Below are 13,619 nucleotides of genomic sequence, written 5' to 3' on the forward strand. Positions count from 1 at the left end.
GGGGGTTTTGAGGTGGGGGGGGGGTGAAGGCTGGCGGGGGGGGGGGGGGGGGGGGGGGGGGCGGGGCGGGGGGGGGGGCGCCGGGGCGCGGGCGGGGGGGGGGGGGGGGGGGGCCCCCCCCCCCCCCCCCCACTACCGGAACATCTGCGCCTACCGTGCGATCATTCCCCCATGAAGATCTATCTTGTCGGCGGCGCCGTGCGCGACCGCCTGCTGCAGCGCCCTGCCGGCGACCGCGACTGGGTGGTGGTTGGCGCCACGCCTGCGCAGATGGAAGCGCAGGGCTACACAGCGGTTGGCCGCGATTTCCCGGTGTTCCTGCACCCGAAGACCGGCGAGGAATACGCACTGGCGCGCACCGAGCGCAAATCCGGCCGCGGCTATCGCGGCTTCGTGGTCGATGCTGATCCGGCGGTGACGCTGGACGAAGACCTGCAGCGCCGCGACTTCACCATCAACGCGATTGCCTGTGACGAAGACACCGGCACGCTGGTGGATCCCTATGGCGGTGTGCGCGATATCGAGCAACGCGTGCTGCGCCACGTTGGCCCGGCCTTCGTTGAGGATCCGCTACGCGTGCTGCGCGCGGCCCGGTTCATGGCGCGCTTTGCGCCGCTGGGCTTTACCGTCGCCGAAGAGACCATGGCGCTGATGCGCGAGGTCGCCGCCAGTGGCGAGCTGGACGCGCTGGTGCCCGAGCGCGTCTGGCAGGAACTGCGCAAGGCGCTGGTCAGTGAGCGGCCCTCCGCCTTCCTGCGCACACTGCACGATGCGCATGCCCTGGGCCCGATCCTGCCCGAACTGGAAGCGCTGTACGGCGTGCCGCAGCGTGCTGAGTTCCACCCGGAAGTCGATACCGGCATCCACCAGGAAATGGTCAGCGACATGGCCGCGAAGCTGGCCCCCGGCGATGACCTGGTCGGCTTCGCCGCGCTCACCCACGACCTCGGCAAGGGCCTGACCCCGCCGGAGGAATGGCCGCGCCACATCATGCACGAGCAGCGCGGCATCAAGCCGCTGAAGGCACTGTGTGCGCGGTTGAAGATTCCAGCCGAGCACCAGCAGCTGGCTGAAGCGGTGTGTCGCGAGCACTTGAACGTGCACCGCATCGACGAACTGCGCGATGCCACCGTGCTGGAACTGCTGGGCCGCTGTGATGCGCTGCGCCGGCCGGAGCGCGTGGCGCGCATCGCACTGTGCTGCGAAGCCGACAAGCGTGGCCGTCTCGGCTTCGAGGACGCCGACTACCCGCAGGGCGAAACGCTCAAGCGACTGCACCAGGCGGCGTTGTCAGTGCAGGCGCGGGATCTGGATACCACCCATCTGAAGGGCCCGGCCATCGGTGAAGCGCTGGCCAAGGCGCGGGTGAAGGCGATTGCCGCCGCCCGCTGAAGCACCTGGTAGTGCCGGCCGCTGGCCGGCACCCCTATATCACTGGCTTCAATGCGCCATCCCACGGGTAATCGCCGCCGCACGCTGCTTCAGCTGGGCCACGGCATCGGGAATCATCTCCATGCCCACGTCCAGGCCCGGGTTCAGCACCAGGCCGACGCCCTCGCCGATGCCGGCCAGCAGCGCGTGCACCGCGATCGGCATGGCATGCGCGAACTGCGGCAGCTGCTCGTGCCACAGGCCCGCGCGCTCGGGGGCAGTGAACACCGCGAACATCGGCTCACCGCTCTCGCTGGTCAGCACCAGCGGCGAGATGCTCTCGTCCCAGGCGCCATCTTCGCCGATGGCCTTGTCCAGCAGCACGAACGCCGTCGAGGTCAGCAGGCCGTCGAGGAACTGCGCTGCGGTCAGCGTACCGTCCTGGGCCTGCAGCAGGCGCACCTCGAGGTCGTTGAGGGGTTCGAACGGGGTGTCGTGGTCCATGGTCGGTTCCGGTACGTGGTTGCAGGGCAGACTTTAACAGGCCTAGGGTGAGGCACGACAGCGCATTGGCAGGGACACGCAGGGCGTCGGCGACCGTTATTCCAAAGCGCCCAGCGCTCACCGGTCTGGATCCAGCCAAAGGGAATCGGGGCCGCGGAAATCTTGATGGCCTTGGGAGGAAAGCACGGCGGGCAGGATACGGCCGGCCGCTGATTCTGCGAACGCTGCTCCCCCCTGAGCCGTTCGACGAGGTAATTGTTAAGACCCTGCTCCAACAGTTTGACGAAATCGTCAATGTGTCCGATTCGCTTCTGACCCTGTGCCGGCGTCGCTTCACTCAATCCTGGAAGGACGTTGAGACTGGCATGACCGAGAGCTTTGAGCACGGCTGGAGCGGATCGTATAGTCGGATGACGTAGAGCAACGGAACGCCGATGAACGCTACCTCGCAAGGCCTCGCGCCACAGGCATGCATGGATGAAGGCCAAGGAAGCTGGCAGCACGAGCAGCGCAACCTGTCAGATGTGCACCGTAGCGCGGTACATGGCGCCGTCTTCCTCGGCCTTCCCTCCTGTCCAGCCGATCAAGGATCAGGGCAATCCTGCCGGTATCGTCACGCGCAGAGAACCGTGCCCCGTAGTAACCCTGAAGAGGCGCCTACCTCAATCAGCGACATGGACCGCTCATGCTGAAACCCTCCCCCCCCCTCACTCACGTGGCGTTGATCGCCTTGATCACACTGGCCGTTACTGGATGCAACAAGGAACGCTCATACCCGGTCTATCGCGAGAATCCTGCACCCAAGGATGCACTACCGATTGTGATCCGGGTCCACGATGCGCCTGTGGAGCTCACCCTCCCGAAGGTTTTCGTCTCCTACGAGATAGATCCGCTCTGCCTCCCACCGATCAACAACTACGAGGGTGTGCAGTACGCCCCCCAACGGCAGTCAGTAGAGTTCCCAGTACAACGCGTCAGTGCAACCGAGTTCAGCAGCACCGTGTTCGAGGACGGCATGGCAGTCGCTGACTATTACGGGCGTGGGCCATGCGAATGGAAACCCAGCATCATTCGAGCTTCATTCCCAGTCATTTCCGAGGGACGCGAAGGCTTCATATCAGTTGCCGTCCACCATCTCGAACTGAAGAAACTACTCACATCGATTTCGTACGCAGACAGTCAAATGACCCTGCAAACAAAGAGTTCGACGCCTGGGTGGGTGCGAACGCAGTCCCAGTATAGCTACAACAGATTGTCTGATATCGAGAAGCAGAAGTACTTTGCCATAGAGATATCGTCTCCTTCGAAAGGAATCGTCCCATGAGACCTCTAACCAATGCAGCCCTGGCCAATGCAGCCTACTCCCCACCGTCACATCCAGCTCCAGGCGATAAGGAATCGCTGCGCGTTGATGGTGAAGACTTCGAAGTTCTAGGGCGACGTGACGCAGTCAGCGGCTATCAAGGCGTTGTGTACCGGAACATCAAGACCAACGAGATCATCATCGCCCACCGAGGCACCGAGTTTGATCGCCAGGCCATACTTGATGGCGGCGTCGACGCAGCGATGGTCAGCGCCAGAGTCAACGCACAGATTAATGATGCCCTCGTACTGACCAAGCAGGCAATCAAGCAAGCTGAGGAAAACGGATATGGCCCGGTGTACGTCACTGGACATTCCCTAGGCGGCGCACTCGCGCAGATCACTGCCCACCACTACAATCTTCCTGGCGACGCCTTCAACCCCTACGGCGCTGCCGGGCTGGCGTATCGCCTGCCTGAAGGCCAGCCGGCCAATGCGGCGCCCTTCACCAACCATGTGATGGCGGGCGACCTGGTTAGTGCGGCCGGCCCTCATTACGGCAAGGTTGAGATGTACGCACTCCCAAGGAACTGGGAGTCTTGCGCGATGCCGAGCAGGGCCAGCGCATCGCCTCGCTCGTATCGCTTGGGATGAAAAGCGGCCATGTCATGTCCGCTGCGGTTGCGGTCCAGTTGGGTGATTCCCATCGAATGGTTCACTTCATTGACCGTATGACCGACAAGGGCCCAGTGCAGTCCGTACTGGACGACCCCGAGGCGCGGATCACTGATGCCGAGGACCTACGCCGGATAGCGGAGTATCGCAAAGACATCCACCAGTTGCGGCTGGGGGCGACCGTACTTGTCGGCGGTGGCCCTGGACTCCTGCGCGACGGGGTCAATCACCTTCGCGGCACTGAGGAAGCCGGAGCGTACGCCCGTCGCGAAGCCGAAGCCGTGCAGCGCGCAGAAAGTGCATTGAAACCTGGGGAGCGTCTGGTCCATGAGACAACCGAAAAGGGCTCGCCCTCTCTAAGCCACCCAGGCTTTGCTCCCAAGAGTCCATTGCAGGAAAGCATCGAATCAACCTTGGACAAGGCAGGCCTGGATCCCCGAACGGACGGCCACCCCGACCATGCGCTCTACCGGCAGATTCGCGACGGTGTATCTGCCGTGGATGCCAAGCACGGGCGCAGCTTCGATGAAACCAGCGAGCGAATGACGGCCAGCCTGCTTGCAAAGGCCAAGCACAGCGGCCTGGAACGCGTCGATCATGTTGTCTTGGGCGATCCTCCCAGCGATGGTTCAGGCCCTCGCATGTTCGTCGTGCAGGGAGCGCTCGACAATCCGGCACACTTGCGGGCGTCGATCGCGGTCAGCGAGGCCGTCAATACACCCGTAGAACAGTCGCTCGCCAAGGCCGAGCAGACTTCGCAGGCACAGCAGGTCGCCCAGCACGAGCAAACCCAAGAGCAGATTCGAACCGCGATGCGCATGGGCTAGGCCAGCGTGATTGCTTGGCCCTACTTGAGGCCGGCGCCCGTTGGAACGACCTGCTGAGGCCATGTCGGCCCGCCCTCTCTCTCTAGGAGGCCTACAGGTGCCGCCACATCCATCCGGCCACCGCCAGCCCCGCCACCACCACCAGCATCAACGGCAGGCCGAAGCGGTGCCGCCACGGGATCGGCACCCCACCCAGCTGCTGGTCCATGGTCTCGGTATCCAGCACCCAGCCGTGCTCGCAACGGGTACAGGCCAGTTCGTAGCGGCGCTGGTAGGTGAAGCCGAACAGCAGGTCGATGCGCGCCATTTTGTAGCGCAGCTGCGGGGCGAATTCGGTTTCGGTCTGGCAGCGCAGGCAGTGGTGGGCTTCGGTGGGGCCGACGATCAGCACCCGTTCCTGTTGACCGATCAGGATCATGACCGGGTGCCTTGGCAGGCGGGCTGGGCCAGCAGCCAGGCTTGGGCGGCGGCCACGGTGGCGGCGTCCCCGTCGACGCGCTGGTCGGGCTCGATCTTCAAGCCATCACCACGATCATTGCGGTCCCGCATCACGCTGGTGGTCAGCAGCAGGCGACTGCCATCGGCAAGCGTGTGCACGACATTGCCAGTGGAGACACCCGCAGTAGGCTGACCGAAACTCCGCGTCTGCGGACGACCACGCCACGCCAGCACCGAGGCCTCGCCCGAACTGCCGGTGCGCGGCCCGAACAGCACCGCCACCGGCGCGCCGGGCTGCCGCAGCACATAGCCGGACTGGCCGAAGTCCAGCACCGACTTGCCTGCACGCTGTACAGCGGTCGCGGTCAACGTCCAGCGCTCCGGCCCCTGTGCGGCTTCGAACGCTCCCACATCTTCGTTGTTCACCACCGAGGTGCGCAGCAACGGTGCCATGCCCAGCAGCATCGGCCACATGTTGCCACCGCTGTTGTCACGCAGGTCGACGATCCAGCCACAGCGCATGCCGTCGTCCTTGCTACGGATTACCTGCTGCCACCGCGCGGCGCGCTGGATGTCCTGGCGGAATTTCTCCTGCGGCGTCGCGCCGGGCATAGGGGCATAGCCCTCGATGACCACCCAGCCGATGCGCGCATCCACCGCATCGACGGCCTTGGTCTGGTCCACGGCGGCGGCACCGGCCTGCTGCGCGCGCGCAAGGGATTCACGCTGGCGCTGGGTCGTGGTCCATGCACCATGGTGGCCGGTGCTGAGCGCAATGGCTTCGCGCAGAACGGCCAGCCGTTGCGCGGGGTCGCCCTGCGCCGATTGCAGGCGGATGCGGATGGCGGGCCAGTCCACCCGATCGCGATACAGCGCCTGGCGTTCAAGCAGGCTGAGGATCTCGGCCAGGGCCTCCGGCGAGGGCACCTCGACCGTGCTTGGCGTATCGGCCATGGCGCCGGTCGCCAGCAACACGAACATCAGCGCGCCGATGCGACGCACTCCCTTGCGAACCTGCATGCGACGCTTCCTTGTCGTTGAGTCAGGACCGCAGCATAACCGGGACATGATCGCTTGCGCCACGCGCGAACTGTCGTATCCGGCCCGGTCGCTGATTGCAGCAAGGCGGCTTGCGTGCAGTCACCACATTGCAACTTTGCCCATGTCATCGCGGCGCACAACGCGCCAAGGTGGCCCCCGTCGGCGCTTCCTGCGCTGACCGGGATTGGCGTCCTGAATGAAGCTTTTCACGAGCGGGCTTGCAAGGTCGTTGCCTGCCCGAACAATGCACCGTCCGTCGTTCTGCGGCGGGCGGTGCGTGGGGATCCCCGGATCCGCCGGCGTCATTCCTCGTGAAGAGCTTCACCGGCACGCCAACCCGCACCGCCCGCCACCTTGCATCCCGCAGGTGGCCTTGAGGTTGCTGCCATGAACACGCCCTACCCCACCTATCCGCGCCTGCAGGCACTGCTCGGTGCTGCATTGTCCGACCTGCAGCTGTCCACTACGGCAGCCGAAGCGCTGGAAGATGCGCTCACCGAAGCCGACGAACAGGCGCCGCAGTCGGCGTTCTTCGCCCGGTTGCGCGGCATCGCACACAGCCACGGAGCCGACGGCCAGGCGTGGCGCGAGCGGCAACTCAGCGAGGCGCGCGGCCGGGAACTGGCCGAGGCGACGCGCTGTCTTGCCGCATTGTCCGCCTGCGGCGGTGTGTTGCTGGCGGCGCAGTCGGCGCGCGAGATGGATGATGCGCAGGTGCAGTGTCCGCCACAGGTGGAGGAAGGGTTGCTGCATGCGGTGGTGGTGTTGGCCGATCATGCCGGGGCGTTGGTGGAGCCGGATGCGTGCGCGCCGTTGTCGTAGAGCCGAGCCTATGCTCGGCTGCACTGTGCTCGTGGCGTCGGTAGGTTCAGTGCCGACCAAGGTCGGCACCTACCAGAGCAGGGTCCCCCGAGCGCAAGGGCGCTACCAGTCCGCGCGCAGCCCGATGTTGCCTTCGATGATGCGGCGCTTCTCGTTGCGGTCGCCGCCCAGCTCGCGCGTGTAGTCGGCCACGGCGTACGCACTGATGGTGCGGTTGAAGCGCCCGACCACACCCACGCCGGCTTCCAGCGCGCGTGAACGCTGCGAATTGATGATCACGTCGTCGTCGAAGCGGACGCGATCCTCGCCGGAACGACCATGCCAGTAATTCAGCTTGAAATACGGTTGCCAGCCGTTGTCGGCCAGCTGGTAATCGCCGGCCAAACGCAGGCCCACACGGCCGGTCCAGGCGTTGTCGTTGTCGAAGCGCACGCTCGATATTTCATCGCGACGGTCATCCAGCGAAGTGCGTTGCCAGATCACCTGCACCTGCGGTTCCAGCCACCATGCGGACTGCCCGAAGTGCAGCAGCGGCTTGCCAGCCTCCACCGACACACTGGTGCCGTCGCCGCTCAGGCCGAAGCCGAGCCCGCGCGAGGAACGCACTCGGCCGTCGTAGCGGCTCTGCATCGCCACGGCGTCGATGTAGGCACCGCTGCTGTCGGTGAACGTCCAGTACAGGCCCACGTGCTTGTCGTCCAGGCGGTTCTGGCCCACCTGTACGTTCTCCCAGCCCAGTGCCAGGCCGGTGGTCTTGCCCTGCGCGCGGGTGCGGCCGACGAACACGCCGATCTGGTTGCGGTGGTTGTCCGACGCCGCAGCCCATACGTCGAGGCCGGCCTGCAGGCCCATCACGTCGCCATCAAAGCCGGGCTGTGCATCGCCCTTCCAATGGATCTCGCTGCTCTGCCCCACCAGGCGGCCCCAGGCGGTGCGGAATGCGCCCTGGTTGTACAGCAGGCGCTGTTCGCCCTGCCGCTCGTGGAAGGTACCGAGGCTGGCCAGCGAGGTCTCGCGCAGCAGCGGCGGCACCACCGCGTAGGCGGCGGTCTCCACGCGGTACAGCGGTACCACCGCGCCTTCGGCCGGGCGTGCACCCGGCGTCGGCGGTGCGCCGGTACCGGGCAATGCACCGCCGGCCACGGGCACGTCCGGCACCGCCGGATCGCTGGGCGGTGCCACCGGCGCCGGTTCCGGCGGCGGTGGTGGTGGTGCGGTCTCGCCTGCGGTCAGGTCCGGATCGGTGGCGCCTTCCGGCGGCGGCGGAGGTGCCGGGGCAATGGGGGGGGGGGGTGCCACCGGCGGCGTCAGCGGCGGCGGGGCGGCACTACCACCACCGTTGGGTGCCGGCGTCGGGCCGGTCACCAGCGTCGAACGCAGGTACCAGTTCTCGCTGGTACCGGCACTGACACCGCCCTTGAACAGGAAGTACTCGTAGGCGCCGGCCGCGACCGGTGCGAACAGCGAGAACGCGCCCGGCGCGGTGCGGCCACCATTCAAGGCCTGCACCACCAGGATGCCATCGGCCAGCGTGGCCGCGCCGCTGCCGCCGGCATTCAGCACGCCGATGCCGGTGGTTCCGGTGGCGGTACCGCCATCGATCACCAGGCGATCGCTGGGGGAGTTGTCCGCGCCCAGCACGGTGCGCAGGTACAGGCCACCACCGTCACCGCGATAGTTGCCGCGCACGGTGAACACGTCGCCGGCGCCGGTACCGGTCAGGTCGATGCGCCCGGCATTGACCATCTCCACCAGTGCAGCACTGTTGAATGGGCGGATGGCATGGCCGCCACTGCCCGCGTAGACGGTGCTGGTGCCGTCCACCGTGAGCGTACCGGTGCCGGTTGCGCTGTCGCCCAGCACCAGGTCGCCATCGAAGCTCAGCTCCGTGCTGTTGGCCAGGCTGATCGCCTCCCAGTTCTGGAAGCGGCCCACGCCTGCGGTCTTGACGTTGCTCAGGTTGAGCTGGTCGATGCCACTGCCCCCGTCGAACAGCGGCACCGCACCCAGGTTGCCCTGGTTGAGGTTGCTGAGGTTGGCCACGTCGTTGTCCGGGCCCATGTCGATCGCACCGTAGACGATGCCACCGCCGTCCCAGTTGAAGGTGTCATCGCCGGTGCTGAGCAGTACCTGCCCGCGCACGGTGCCGTCGGTGATGGTCACGCTGTCGTTGCCGCCGCTGACGCTGATGTTGCCGCCGATGTAGGCCGTGCCCGAAATGATGATGGTGTCGGTGTCGAAGCCGGTCACCACGTTGCCATCCACGGTGCCGCCGGACTGGTCCCACAGGTTCTTGTCCAGCTTCATGTTGACGCGGCCGATGCGGCCAGCGGTCATCCAGGCCTGGTCGCCATCCTCGAACGCGCCGATGATGCGACCACCGCTCATGCGGAAGGTATCGATGTTGTCGCCCTGCTGCAGCGCGCCGATCGTGCCGCCACTCATGACGAAATCATCGCGGCCACTGTCCTGCGCTACCAGGCCGGTGACGGTGCCGCCGGTGACGGTCATCCGGTCATCGCCACTGCCCTGGTCGACGCTGTCGATGGTGCCATTGCCCAGCAGCAGCACGTCGTTGCCATCCCCTTGCAGGACACCGCCGCTGATGCTGCCGGCCTGCATGTCCAGGCGGTCGTTGCCTGAATCGAACTGTACGCCGGTACGCCCACTGATCGTTCCGCGGTTGACCAGCACGCTGTCGCCCGCACCGACGAACTGCAGCGCGGTGTTGTTGCCGGTGCTGATGCTGCCCGCATTTTCGACGCGGCTGCCACCACCGAGCTGGACCGCCACACCCCCCACCGAACTGATCGTGCCTTGGTTGGTCAACAGGTGACCACTTGCACCGACCAGGGTAACGGCCGACGCCCCACCGCTCTGCTGCAACTGGGCACCGCTGGCGACGTTGACGGTGATGCCCGCTTCGCCGCTGGCCGAGATGGGCACCGTCTGCGGATTCGGCGCGTTGGCGTCACAGGTGACCGTCTGGCCGGCGACCGGAGCGACGGTGCTGCAGCCGGCCCAGGCGGCGCTGGCGGTCAACAGCACCATGGACGGGACTGCCAGTGCCTGAAGCACGGAAACGGTGAGGCGGCGCGGACGGAAAGCGCGCGGGACGGCACGGGTCATACAGTCCTCCTGGACAGAGAATCAGGAACTGCAAATGCACGCTGCTGCGTATGCAGTCTGCCGTGATGTGAATCGTTTCGATAGATGAACTTGAGTGCGGAAAATCACATTTCGGATGTGAAATCGCCGGGCCCTCACGCCAATGTGATGTGGCTGAAATCGTTCATTTTTTCTGGGCGTTGGGAGCCGCACATGCGTGGATGCCGTTGGCGGATCGGGTCAGGGCCTTTTCCTGCGGAAAAGGGTCCGACCCCGGGACTGCTCAGATCTTCAGGTAGATCTTGCGACGGTCCAGCCACCAGGCCACGCCCCACCACAGCGCGACGAACACCAGTGCCTGCAGCATCGATGCCAGCTCGAGCGCCTGCGGCATCGCGTTGGCCAGCTGCTGCCAGATCCAGCCCCAGGCACCGCTGGCCATCAACGCCACCGACATCACCGAGGCCCCCAGATACGCGGTGATCGCGTTGACCCCGAAACGCCGGCCCAGCGGCGGCCAACCCTTCTTGTCGATCAGCACGTGGCCCAGCCACAGCGCCAGCGCGGCCAGGCCGCCGGTCCACAGCACGTAGCTGGGCGTCCACAGCGGCTTGTTCAACGGCAACACCCCGGCCAGCAACAGGCCCAGCACGGCGGTCGCCACGCCCAGCCCGGCCAGTGCCGTCGAACGCCCGCTGCGCAGCAGGCCACCGGCCAACAGGCCGAGCACGGTACTGGCCAGTGCACCCAGCGTGCTCAGCAATCCTTCCGGGTCATGGCCGAGGCCGGTATCGGCATGCCATTGATAGATCCACGGCGCGAACAGCGCGGTGTCCAAGCGGCTGGCCGGGTTGATCCACGGCGCCAGGTCACCCATGCCGAGCAGCAACATCGTGTATCCCACCAGCAATCCAACAAGCACGCCGGCCTGCATGCGCGGCCGTGCATACACCGCCAGCACGCCCACCAATGCCGCGCACACGGCGATCCGTTGCAGCACGCCCCAGATGCGGAAGTGGTGCGTATGCAGCGCCCACAAGATCAGCAGATGCAACAGCACGCCGGCCACCAGGATGCGCAGTGCGCGCTCCAGCACGCCGCGCGCCAACACCGGGCGTGCGGCGGCATCCAACGCGCGCGGTGCCACGCTGAAGGCCATCGACACACCCACCAGGAACAGGAAGAACGGGAACACCAGGTCGGTGGGCGTGCAGCCATGCCATTCCGAATGGCGCAGCGGTGCGAACACTGCACTCCAGTCGCCTGGGTTGTTGACCAGCAGCATCGCCGCCACGGTGATGCCGCGCAGGGCATCGATCGAGCCCAGACGGCGCGGCGGCGTACTGTTCATCAGGCGGCCTCGTACTGTCCTGCAATCCAGGTGCCACGCACCTGCAGGGCGTCATCCAGCAGCACCAGGTCGGCCTGGTAGCCCTCGGCGATGTGGCCCAGGCGGTCGTCGACGTTGAGGAACTGCGCCGGGTAGGTCGAGGCCATGCGCGCGGCCTCGGCCAGCGGCTGGCCCAGCAGCTGCACGGTGTTGCGCACCGCCGTGGCCATGTCCAGCGCAGAACCGGCCAGCGAACCAGCGGCATTGCGCACCACGCCATCGATGGCGGTGATGGTTTCGCCATACAGCACGTAGCTGGGATCGTCGGCACCGACCGGCGGCATCGCATCGGTCACCAGCAGCAGGCGACCGCGCGGCTTGGCCGCCAGCGCCACGCGCAGGCTGGCCGGATGCACATGCACGCCATCGACGATGATGCCGATCCAGCTGTCGCGGTCTTCCAGCGCAGCGCCCACTGCGCCAGGCTCACGGCCCTGCAGCGGCGACATCGCGTTGTACAGGTGGGTGAAGCCGCGTATGCCGGCATCCAGGCCGGCGCGGACCTCTTCGTACGTGCCTGCGGTATGGCCGGCGGCCACGATCACGCCACGTTCGACCAGCGCACGGATGGTTTCCAGTGGCACGCGCTCCGGCGCCAGCGTCAGCAGCGTCACGCCGTTGTCCAGCGACGCGGCCAGCGTGATCTCTTCTTCGTCAGGCACGCGGAACTTGCTGGCATCGTGCGTGCCCTTGCGCGCCGGCGCGATGTAGGGCCCTTCCAGATGGATGCCGATCACGCCCGGCACGCCCTGCGCGATGGCCTCGCGCATCGCACCGATGGCTTCGCGCATCACCGCCACGTCATCGCTGATCAGCGTGGGCAGCATCGCGGTGGTACCGAAGCGGCGGTGTGCCTGCGCGATGGTACGCAGCGAGGCAACATCGGGCGTGTTGTTGAACAACGCACCGCCACCCCCATTGACCTGCACGTCGATGAAGCCGGGCAGCAGCCAGCCGCCGCCCAGGTCCACCTGCTCGGCAGCGTGGCCCAGCTGCGGTGCGGCGTCGGGCAACAGCGCGCTGATGCGACCCTCTTCGATCACCACAGCCAGATCGTCGCGGAATTCATCGCCTGCCAGGATGCGGGCATTGCGCAGCACGGTTGCCATCACACCGTCTCCGTGACCTTGTTCAGGTGCGGCGGCAGGTCCGGGTTGAAGCCACGGCGCAGCGCCAGCGCGTTGATCGCGCGATAGAAGCTCTGCACGGTCAGCAGCGGTGCGCACAGCGGGTGTGGCGCGGGCGCCACCGGCAGGTTGCCGCCGGCACCGGCCAGCCACACCTGCGCGCCGCGTGCAGAAAATTCCTCGACCACCGCGCGGGTGCCGGCGCCGGTTTCATCGGGCTGCGCGCAGGCCAGCACCGGGAAGCCACGGTCGACCAGTGCCATCGGGCCGTGCTTGACCTCGGCCGAGCTGTAGGCTTCGGCGTGCAGGCTGCAGGTTTCCTTGAACTTCAGCGCCGCTTCCTGCGCCGCACCCAGGCCCAGGCCACGGCCGAGCACGAACAGGTTGGTGGCCTCGACCAGGCCTTCGGTCACCGCGCTCCAGTCGCACTGCCAGGCTTCACGCATCGCGTCCGGCAGCAGGTCCAGCGCGTTGCGCAGGCTGCTGTCCTGCTTCCAGTAGGCGGCCAGCTGCAGCAGTGCAGCCAGCGAGGCCAGGTAGCTCTTGGTTGCCGCCACGCTCTTTTCGGCACCGGCATGCAGCGGAATGACCGTGTCGGCCAGCTGCGCCAGCGGCGAATCCTCGACGTTGACCAGCGCGATCACGCGTGCGCCAGCGGCCTTGGCCGCCTCGGCGTTGCGCAGCAGGTCCGGGCTCTTGCCCGACTGCGAAATGACGATGAACAGCGCACCGCGCAGCTGCAGTGGTGCGGCGTAGACCGAGCCTACCGACGGCGACGCGGAGGCGACCACCAGGCCCAGCTGGGTTTCCAGCAGGTACTTGCCGTAGGTGGCGGCATGGTCGGAGCTGCCGCGTGCACAGGTGACCACGAACGGCGGCGGCGCGGCGCGCAGGCTGGCGGCCAGGGTTTCCATGGTGGCGTGGTTGCGCGAGAACTGGCGGGCAACCACGTCTGCCGCTTCAGCGGCCTCGGCGAACATCAGGGTGGCGGTGGGGTCTGACAGCGACATGGCA

At 66.5% G+C, this 13,619-nt stretch carries 12 protein-coding genes; 5 read left to right on the forward strand and 7 right to left on the reverse strand.

Annotated elements, in window-relative coordinates; all coding sequences use genetic code 11:
• Window positions 1-171: 171 nt before the first annotated feature.
• A complete protein-coding gene (locus tag WDC87_RS14610) occupies window positions 172-1,392 on the forward strand; it encodes a multifunctional CCA addition/repair protein (protein ID WP_072167162.1) in 1,221 nt (406 codons plus the stop codon).
• Between the two features lie 48 nt (window positions 1,393-1,440).
• Here WDC87_RS14610 and WDC87_RS14615 read toward each other — a convergent pair whose 3' ends face one another.
• Complete coding sequence (locus tag WDC87_RS14615; RefSeq protein ID WP_072167163.1) at window positions 1,441-1,875, reverse strand: SseB family protein; 435 nt, start codon at window positions 1,873-1,875, stop codon at window positions 1,441-1,443.
• A 685-nt stretch (window positions 1,876-2,560) separates the two neighbouring features.
• Between WDC87_RS14615 and WDC87_RS14620 the strand changes: the two genes are divergently transcribed.
• From WDC87_RS14620 to WDC87_RS14630, 3 genes are read left to right on the forward strand one after another with little or no spacing between them, the layout of a single operon-like run.
• Window positions 2,561-3,199, forward strand: a complete 639-nt coding sequence (locus WDC87_RS14620; protein ID WP_072167164.1) for a hypothetical protein — start codon at window positions 2,561-2,563, stop codon at window positions 3,197-3,199.
• Window positions 3,196-3,831, forward strand: a complete 636-nt coding sequence (locus tag WDC87_RS14625) for a hypothetical protein (RefSeq protein ID WP_252744645.1) — start codon at window positions 3,196-3,198, stop codon at window positions 3,829-3,831. The genes WDC87_RS14620 and WDC87_RS14625 overlap by 4 nt, the downstream gene beginning before the upstream one ends.
• Window positions 3,777-4,679, forward strand: a complete 903-nt coding sequence (locus WDC87_RS14630) for an XVIPCD domain-containing protein (RefSeq protein ID WP_252744644.1) — start codon at window positions 3,777-3,779, stop codon at window positions 4,677-4,679. The genes WDC87_RS14625 and WDC87_RS14630 overlap by 55 nt, the downstream gene beginning before the upstream one ends.
• Window positions 4,680-4,770: 91 nt before the next feature.
• On the opposite strand, the gene WDC87_RS14635 is transcribed toward WDC87_RS14630, so the two are convergent.
• Window positions 4,771-5,097 carry a hypothetical protein gene (locus WDC87_RS14635; RefSeq protein ID WP_072167166.1) on the reverse strand — a complete coding sequence of 109 codons (327 nt, stop codon included), beginning with the start codon at window positions 5,095-5,097 and terminating at the stop codon, window positions 4,771-4,773.
• Entirely contained in the window at window positions 5,094-6,137 is a 1,044-nt protein-coding gene (locus tag WDC87_RS14640; RefSeq protein WP_088496421.1) for a S41 family peptidase, read from the reverse strand. The genes WDC87_RS14635 and WDC87_RS14640 overlap by 4 nt, the downstream gene beginning before the upstream one ends.
• A gap of 408 nt (window positions 6,138-6,545) precedes the next feature.
• Here WDC87_RS14640 and WDC87_RS14645 point away from each other — a divergent pair, with 408 nt between their 5' ends.
• Window positions 6,546-6,980, forward strand: coding sequence for a hypothetical protein (locus WDC87_RS14645; protein ID WP_252744926.1), 435 nt, complete (start codon window positions 6,546-6,548; stop codon window positions 6,978-6,980).
• 102 nt (window positions 6,981-7,082) lie between these two features.
• Here the strand turns inward: WDC87_RS14645 and WDC87_RS14650 are convergent, their stop codons facing one another.
• The 4 genes from WDC87_RS14650 to WDC87_RS14665 all read right to left on the reverse strand — a co-directional run bounded on the left by WDC87_RS14650 (window position 7,083) and on the right by WDC87_RS14665 (window position 13,615).
• Window positions 7,083-10,109: an autotransporter outer membrane beta-barrel domain-containing protein gene (locus WDC87_RS14650; protein WP_336331309.1), complete on the reverse strand. Its 3,027-nt coding sequence runs from the start codon at window positions 10,107-10,109 to the stop codon at window positions 7,083-7,085.
• A 262-nt stretch (window positions 10,110-10,371) separates the two neighbouring features.
• Window positions 10,372-11,439: a heparan-alpha-glucosaminide N-acetyltransferase domain-containing protein gene (locus WDC87_RS14655; protein WP_252744720.1), complete on the reverse strand. Its 1,068-nt coding sequence runs from the start codon at window positions 11,437-11,439 to the stop codon at window positions 10,372-10,374.
• Window positions 11,439-12,587 carry an N-acetylglucosamine-6-phosphate deacetylase gene (gene nagA, locus WDC87_RS14660; RefSeq protein ID WP_072167171.1) on the reverse strand — a complete coding sequence of 383 codons (1,149 nt, stop codon included), beginning with the start codon at window positions 12,585-12,587 and terminating at the stop codon, window positions 11,439-11,441. Before nagA ends, WDC87_RS14655 begins: the two co-directional genes overlap by 1 nt.
• Window positions 12,587-13,615 (reverse strand): SIS domain-containing protein, encoded by a 1,029-nt coding sequence (locus tag WDC87_RS14665; protein ID WP_252744719.1) that lies wholly within the window; start codon window positions 13,613-13,615, stop codon window positions 12,587-12,589. Before WDC87_RS14665 ends, nagA begins: the two co-directional genes overlap by 1 nt.
• Window positions 13,616-13,619 lie beyond the last annotated feature (4 nt).

Source organism: Stenotrophomonas maltophilia group sp. Smal12, assembly GCF_037079935.1.
GTDB lineage: Bacteria > Pseudomonadota > Gammaproteobacteria > Xanthomonadales > Xanthomonadaceae > Stenotrophomonas > Stenotrophomonas sepilia.

Excerpts from the sequence above, each read along its gene's own strand:
- nagA (WP_072167171.1), bottom strand. The coding sequence starts at position 12,587 with ATGGCAACCGTGCTGCGCAATGCCCGCATCCTGGCAGGCGATGAATTC.
- WDC87_RS14645 (WP_252744926.1), top strand. The coding sequence starts at position 6,546 with ATGAACACGCCCTACCCCACCTATCCGCGCCTGCAGGCACTGCTCGGT.
- WDC87_RS14650 (WP_336331309.1), bottom strand. The coding sequence starts at position 10,109 with ATGACCCGTGCCGTCCCGCGCGCTTTCCGTCCGCGCCGCCTCACCGTT.
- WDC87_RS14620 (WP_072167164.1), top strand. The coding sequence starts at position 2,561 with ATGCTGAAACCCTCCCCCCCCCTCACTCACGTGGCGTTGATCGCCTTG.
- WDC87_RS14625 (WP_252744645.1), top strand. The coding sequence starts at position 3,196 with ATGAGACCTCTAACCAATGCAGCCCTGGCCAATGCAGCCTACTCCCCA.
- WDC87_RS14610 (WP_072167162.1), top strand. The coding sequence starts at position 172 with ATGAAGATCTATCTTGTCGGCGGCGCCGTGCGCGACCGCCTGCTGCAG.
- WDC87_RS14665 (WP_252744719.1), bottom strand. The coding sequence starts at position 13,615 with ATGTCGCTGTCAGACCCCACCGCCACCCTGATGTTCGCCGAGGCCGCT.
- WDC87_RS14635 (WP_072167166.1), bottom strand. The coding sequence starts at position 5,097 with ATGATCCTGATCGGTCAACAGGAACGGGTGCTGATCGTCGGCCCCACC.
- WDC87_RS14615 (WP_072167163.1), bottom strand. The coding sequence starts at position 1,875 with ATGGACCACGACACCCCGTTCGAACCCCTCAACGACCTCGAGGTGCGC.
- WDC87_RS14655 (WP_252744720.1), bottom strand. The coding sequence starts at position 11,439 with ATGAACAGTACGCCGCCGCGCCGTCTGGGCTCGATCGATGCCCTGCGC.
- WDC87_RS14640 (WP_088496421.1), bottom strand. The coding sequence starts at position 6,137 with ATGCAGGTTCGCAAGGGAGTGCGTCGCATCGGCGCGCTGATGTTCGTG.